Origin of the sequence: Lysinibacillus sp. NPDC098008 (assembly GCF_044760715.1) — a bacterium.
Taxonomy (GTDB): Bacteria; Bacillota; Bacilli; order Bacillales_A; family Planococcaceae; genus Lysinibacillus.
The window spans coordinates 1-5825 of sequence record NZ_JBIWBA010000051.1 but is presented as its reverse complement, the minus strand read 5'-3'; the positions used below and the strand labels follow the sequence as shown (position 1 = coordinate 5825).

Below are 5825 nucleotides of genomic sequence, written 5' to 3'. Positions count from 1 at the left end.
AGGGGGAAGCCCCCAACTACCATCGGCGCGAAAGAGCTTAACTTCCGTGTTCGGGATGGGAACGGGTGTGACCTCTTTGCCATTATCACTAGACTTTTACTATGTATCTTGTTTTGAAGCTGTTACCATGTCCTTCAAGACAAGAATTATTGTATAACGTTTTTTAATATTATGCAACACTTTTTTTATAAAAAAAGAAATTATTACTTTTTAAAGATATTTTTGTTAAGTAAGAGAAAATATTGCCCTGCAACACATTATAGCAATTGTTAATTCAAAAGAAAACAATTATTTTATAATATCAAGCATGTTGATTATAGAAATATATACTATAAACAGGCATGTTTTGTAGGAAAGAGGAACGACTTCAGCCAAAATAAATTAGTTGAAGCTATAGTTCCCCCTCAACGAAAATTAACAGTTTCGTAGATATTATCTGTAAAATAAAGGATAATCACTACGCATCTTATAATCCATTGTTAAATAGCAACAAGAGCCTTTTGTAATGTTTCAATCTCCTCAAATGTTGTAGACGGGCCAAAAGATATTCTAAAAAATTGTCGTGCTACCTCACTAGTATAACCCATTGATAAAATTGCTTTTGTGCCAGATTCACTATGAATATCACATGCACTTCCTGTAGAAATACAGATACCTGCTTCATTTAACTTCAATAATACATATTGTCCTTCCACTTTCTCCATCATCACACCACAAATACTAGGTAATTGCTGATGACATTCTATAAGCTGACAGTTTTTTGGTAAGTTGCTTGTGAAAAATTTTCTTAACGCCTTATAGTGCTGCCAGTCATACTGATAGTCTTCAATCGCTGTCGCAAAAGCAACAATTGCTGGTGTATCAATGGTCCCTCCTCTTAAGCCTCGCTCATGTGTAACGCCTGGTGCTAGTGCAGGAACACGAATTACTGGATTTATGTAAACAGCACCACAGCCTTTTGGTCCACCAATTTTATGAGCCGAAATGGTAAGAGCATCTGCACCAGTTGGTAATACTTGCTTTCTAAAGGATTGGACACAGTCAATATGACAGAAGATATGAGATGCTTTTGCTATCTCTATTATTTCTTCCACGGGCTGAATTACACCAATTTCAGAATTTATATGCTGAATCGTTATTAATGCTGTATCCTCTCGAATGGCTTGCTGTAACTGCTGTAAATCAATACAGCCATCTTTTTGTAATGGTAATTTAGTAACAATAAAGCCCATCTCCTCTAATGTATTTAATGCTGCATGCACAGAAGTATGCTCAGCCTGTGATGAAATAATATGCTTCCCTTTTGTGGAGGCTAATGCTAAGGACAAAATAGCTAGTATATTTCCCTCTGTTCCGCTTCCTGTAAAGATAATACCGTCACGATGAATACCAAGCGCATTGGCTACCACTTTCCTTGATTGCTCCACAAAATAATGAGCCTGCCCTCCTACATCATGCAAACTTGCACTATTGCCGTAATAACGCTGTGCAACCTCCATATAGGCAGCGAGAGCTTTTTCTGTCATCGGTGATGTTGCCGCATAATCCATATAAATCATTGTATTCTTCCTCTCTTATTGATCAGGTCTTGTTTTCTTCTTTATTTTATGTAAAGATATGTGTCAAGACAACTGTAAAGAAGGTATAGCTATGGATGTAATAACAGACGTTGTTATTATTGGCAGCGGTATTGCTGCACTTCAAGCCGCCACATTGCTTGAAAAGCATTTCCAAGTAGAGATTGTGACAAAGTCAGAGGTACATGTTAGTAGCTCTTATCGTGCACAAGGCGGTGTTGCTGCTGTTATCAGTGAAAAAGATCATATTGAATATCATATTGCGGATACATTGAAGGCAGGAGAATATCATCATGAGCAAGGGCATGTAGAAGCACTAATAAAAGATGGTGTGAAAATAATCGATAGTTATCTAAAAGCAGGGCTACCAATTGATCGACATAGCAATGGGAAGCCTGCGCTAGGCTTAGAAGGAGCCCATAGCCATCATCGTATTTTACATGCAGGTGGTGATCGCACTGGTCAAATTTTGATTGATTACTTGCTTCATAAGCTATCACCTAAAACAAAGATTCATTGTTATGAAATGGCTTATGAGCTTTTACTGAATACAGATGGTGACTGTATAGGTGTGTTGACAAAGGGACAACACGGTAACAAGCGTTACTTTGCTCATCATATTATTCTAGCAACAGGCGGTGCAGGCGCTCTCTATGCAAGCACATCGAATTATCCAACAAGTACAGGAGATGGCATTGCTCTAGCCTTTCGTGCAGGTGCTGCCATTAGCGATATGGAATTTATGCAATTTCATCCAAGCTTGCTATGGTGTGAAAATAAAGCGAGAGGATTAGTTTCTGAAGCTGTGCGAGGCGCTGGCGGTGTCTTTGTGGATGCACAGCGTCAGCCCATTATGAAAGGCTTACATGAACAGCTTGACTTAGCGCCAAGACATATTACTGCATTGGCACTTTATCAAAAGCGTGCCGCTGGTGAGGAAACGTTTATTGATATTGCTAGCATTAATAATTTTAGAACGAGATTTCCAACGATTGCGCAGCTCTGTGATGACCATCATATTGATTTACAGAATGGGTTAATCCCTGTAGCACCAGGAAGTCACTTTTTAATGGGTGGTGTTATCGCTGATGATAAAGGACGAACTACAATAACTAACTTATATGCAGTTGGTGAAGTCGCTTGTACTGGTGTCCATGGTGCGAATCGTTTAGCCAGCAATTCCTTATTGGAAGGTATTACATTTGGGCAAAAAATGGCACAATTCATTATTCAAAAAGGCTGCCATCAAAGAAATTTTATGCTTGCCCAGCATGAATACTCTCATGCCTTACCACCTTTAATGAGTAAACAGCAATTACAGCAACAGATGATGCAATCTTTAGGCATTGTTCGAACGATGGATGATATGCAGTATTTAGCACAGCAATTGCCTTCCTTACCATCACTTCTCCATGTTCCTTTAAAGAAGTTGGAGCAAACAGAGCTGGAATTATTGATGATGCATATTGTTGCAACATTGATGGTGCAGGCTGCCATCGCAAGAACTGAAACACGGGGCGCCCATATTCGTACAGATACACCTAAAATGGAGGCACAGTGGGCAAATCGTTGGATTATTTTTTCACAAGGACAAATGAAAGTGAGGAACTCTTTGTATGAATATCATCAAACTCGAGGAAATGCTCAAGCAGTTTTTTAATGAAGATATTGGTGATGGGGATTTATCGAGTGAATTTATATTTTCAGCTAAGGAACAAGGAGCTTTTTCTTTTTATGCAAAAGAGCAAGGTATTTTTTGTGGCTCCCCCATTATTGAGCATGGCTTTCTTCTACTCGATCATTCAATGGAAATCCAGCTTTATAAACAGGATGGCGATAAAGTAGAGGCTGGTGATGTTCTCGCTGTTATTAAAGGGCCATTGCAGAAATTATTAATGGGTGAGCGCGTTATTTTAAACCTTATTCAACGTATGTCTGCTATTGCTACAGCTACCCATCAAGCTGTTCAAAAAACAAAAGGAACCAATGCGAAAATATGTGATACACGTAAAACGATTCCTGGTTTGCGTATGCTCGATAAATATGCTGTAAGAATCGGTGGTGCTTATAATCATCGTCATGGTCTATATGATGCAATTATGTTAAAAGATAATCATATTGCCTTTGCTGGTAGCATTACAAAAGCTGTTCAAGCGGCTCGTGCAAAAGTCGGTCATACTGTGAAAATCGAAGTTGAAATTGAAACAAAGGCACAGTTGGATGAAGCAATTACGGCAGGGGCAGATATTATTATGTTTGATAATCGTAGTCCCGAAGAAATACGTGCATGGCTCCCTGCTGTTCCCCCCTCAATTGCAACAGAAGCTTCAGGAGGTATTACATTGGAAAATTTACAGGCTTATGCGCAATCAGGTGTTCAGTGGATTTCACTTGGTTCATTAACACATTCCGTTCAAGCCTTCGATATTAGTGCACTTGTACAAATGAAAGGAGATCATTCCATTGTCTATTACTAGTTTATTACAACAAACGACATTACTACCTGAGCATTATCGAACATTATCTGTAAAGGAAATGGAATCTCGTATTTTAGCCATCAAAAAGAAATTAGGATATAAGCTATTTATTCCAGGTCATCATTATCAAAAGGATGAAGTCATTCAATTTGCTGATGCAACCGGTGATTCCCTCCAGCTAGCACAATTATCAGCAGCAAATAAAGAAGCTGAGCATATTGTATTTTGCGGTGTTCATTTTATGGCTGAAACTGCAGATATGCTAACAACAAAACAACAGCATGTTTATTTACCAGATATGCGAGCAGGCTGTTCGATGGCGGATATGGCAGATATTTATCAAACTGAACAAGCATGGCCGATTCTTCAACAGCTCTTTGGTGATACAATCATCCCATTAACATATGTAAACTCAACGGCTGCTATTAAAGCATTTACAGGCAAACATGGTGGTGCATGTGTAACGTCATCTAATGCAAAGGCACTTGTACAATGGGCTTTTACTCAGAAACAACGTATTTTCTTTTTACCTGACCAACATTTAGGAAGAAATACTGCCTATGATTTAGGCATTCCCCTTGAAAACATGGCTGTGTGGAACCCACATAGCAATAAGCTAGAAACAGAGCAGCCTCTTGAAGATATTCAAGTTATTTTATGGAAGGGGCATTGTTCTGTGCATGAAGGATTTACAGTTTATCATACAGAAATAGTTCGTCAGCAATATCCACATATGCGAATTATTGTTCATCCTGAATGCAGTCGTGAAGTGGTAGCAGCAGCTGATGATGCAGGCTCAACAAAATACATTATTGATACTATTAATCAAGCACCAAGCGGCACTGCTTGGGCAATAGGGACAGAGATGAACCTTGTTAACCGTATTATTAAACAGCATCCAGATAAACATATTATCTCGTTAAACGAAAACTTCTGCCCTTGCCTAACAATGAATCGAATCGACCTTCCACATTTGTTATGGTGTCTTGAAAGCATTGAACAGGGACAGCCACATAATCGTATCCAAGTGGATGAGCAAACGACAGCTGAAGCACTTAGTTCCCTAGAAAGAATGCTAGCTAGAAGATAAATTTTTAAAAGCAGAAATGTTGTGAAAGCAATGTTTCTGCCTTTTTTTATTTGCCTATATCGTTGGAATCAGTCCCAATTGACATAGTATTTAGCTCTATGCTACTGTCGAATTGGAGGTGATAAAAAATGACTTTTCAATCAAAAAATATTTTTATCAATTTACCAGTAAAAGATTTGAATAAATCCATCCATTTTTTTAAAGAGTTAGGTTTTGAATTCAATCAGCAATTTAGTGATGAAACAACGGCATCAATGATTGTTAGTGAAAATATCTTTGTATTAATAATGGTTGAAGAACGGTTTAAAGCGTTTACTAAGAAGGAAATCACAGATACTACATCTTCTGCAGAAGCAATTTTATGCCTATCTGCTGAAAATCGACAGCAAGTTGACCAATTAGTAAATAAGGCACTAGCCTCTGGTGGCAAATCATATAGTGAGCCACAAGATCATGGATTTATGTATGGTTGGGGCTTTCAGGATTTAGATGGACATATTTGGGAAGTAGTTTATATGGATGAAAGTGCAATGAATCAGGAATAAGCTAATCTATGTAATAAAACATATTAACATTAATGATGCTATATCCGTCGATTTAGCGTCACTTTCACGCTTCTATCCGTCTAGTAGAGGCGGCTATCCAGCTCTCGACTATTTTGAACAAAAAAATGCAGTAGAT

General features: G+C 38.2%; 5 protein-coding genes and 1 rRNA gene. 4 read left to right on the top strand and 2 right to left on the bottom strand.

The features are described 5' to 3' along the window. Together rrf and ACIQVU_RS20005 are read right to left on the bottom strand one after the other, a co-directional pair. Positions 1–93: ribosomal RNA gene (gene rrf, locus ACIQVU_RS20010) — 5S ribosomal RNA — on the bottom strand; the annotation flags it as partial. Between the two features lie 386 nt (positions 94–479). Beyond that, positions 480–1559 carry a cysteine desulfurase family protein gene (locus ACIQVU_RS20005; RefSeq protein WP_340807083.1) on the bottom strand — a complete coding sequence of 360 codons (1080 nt, stop codon included), beginning with the start codon at positions 1557–1559 and terminating at the stop codon, positions 480–482. A 91-nt stretch (positions 1560–1650) separates the two neighbouring features. Here ACIQVU_RS20005 and nadB point away from each other — a divergent pair, with 91 nt between their 5' ends. The 4 genes from nadB (at position 1651) to ACIQVU_RS19985 (ending at position 5689) form a co-directional block, all read left to right on the top strand. Further along, the gene (gene nadB / locus ACIQVU_RS20000; RefSeq protein ID WP_340807085.1) at positions 1651–3237 is read left to right on the top strand and encodes an L-aspartate oxidase; all 1587 of its coding nucleotides are present in this window, start codon (positions 1651–1653) and stop codon (positions 3235–3237) included. Beyond that, complete coding sequence (gene nadC / locus ACIQVU_RS19995) at positions 3194–4054, top strand: carboxylating nicotinate-nucleotide diphosphorylase (RefSeq protein ID WP_340807087.1); 861 nt, start codon at positions 3194–3196, stop codon at positions 4052–4054. The genes nadB and nadC overlap by 44 nt, the downstream gene beginning before the upstream one ends. Further along, positions 4041–5144, top strand: coding sequence for a quinolinate synthase NadA (gene nadA / locus ACIQVU_RS19990; protein WP_340807089.1), 1104 nt, complete (start codon positions 4041–4043; stop codon positions 5142–5144). The genes nadC and nadA overlap by 14 nt, the downstream gene beginning before the upstream one ends. A gap of 128 nt (positions 5145–5272) precedes the next feature. Continuing rightward, on the top strand, positions 5273–5689 hold the full coding sequence (locus ACIQVU_RS19985) for a VOC family protein (RefSeq protein ID WP_402896990.1): 417 nt from the start codon (positions 5273–5275) through the stop codon (positions 5687–5689). Positions 5690–5825: the final 136 nt, after the last annotated feature.

Coding starts and splice junctions, on each gene's coding strand:
- ACIQVU_RS20005 (WP_340807083.1), bottom strand. CDS start 1,559: ATGATTTATATGGATTATGCGGCAACATCACCGATGACAGAAAAAGCT.
- ACIQVU_RS19985 (WP_402896990.1), top strand. CDS start 5,273: ATGACTTTTCAATCAAAAAATATTTTTATCAATTTACCAGTAAAAGAT.
- nadC (WP_340807087.1), top strand. CDS start 3,194: ATGAATATCATCAAACTCGAGGAAATGCTCAAGCAGTTTTTTAATGAA.
- nadB (WP_340807085.1), top strand. CDS start 1,651: ATGGATGTAATAACAGACGTTGTTATTATTGGCAGCGGTATTGCTGCA.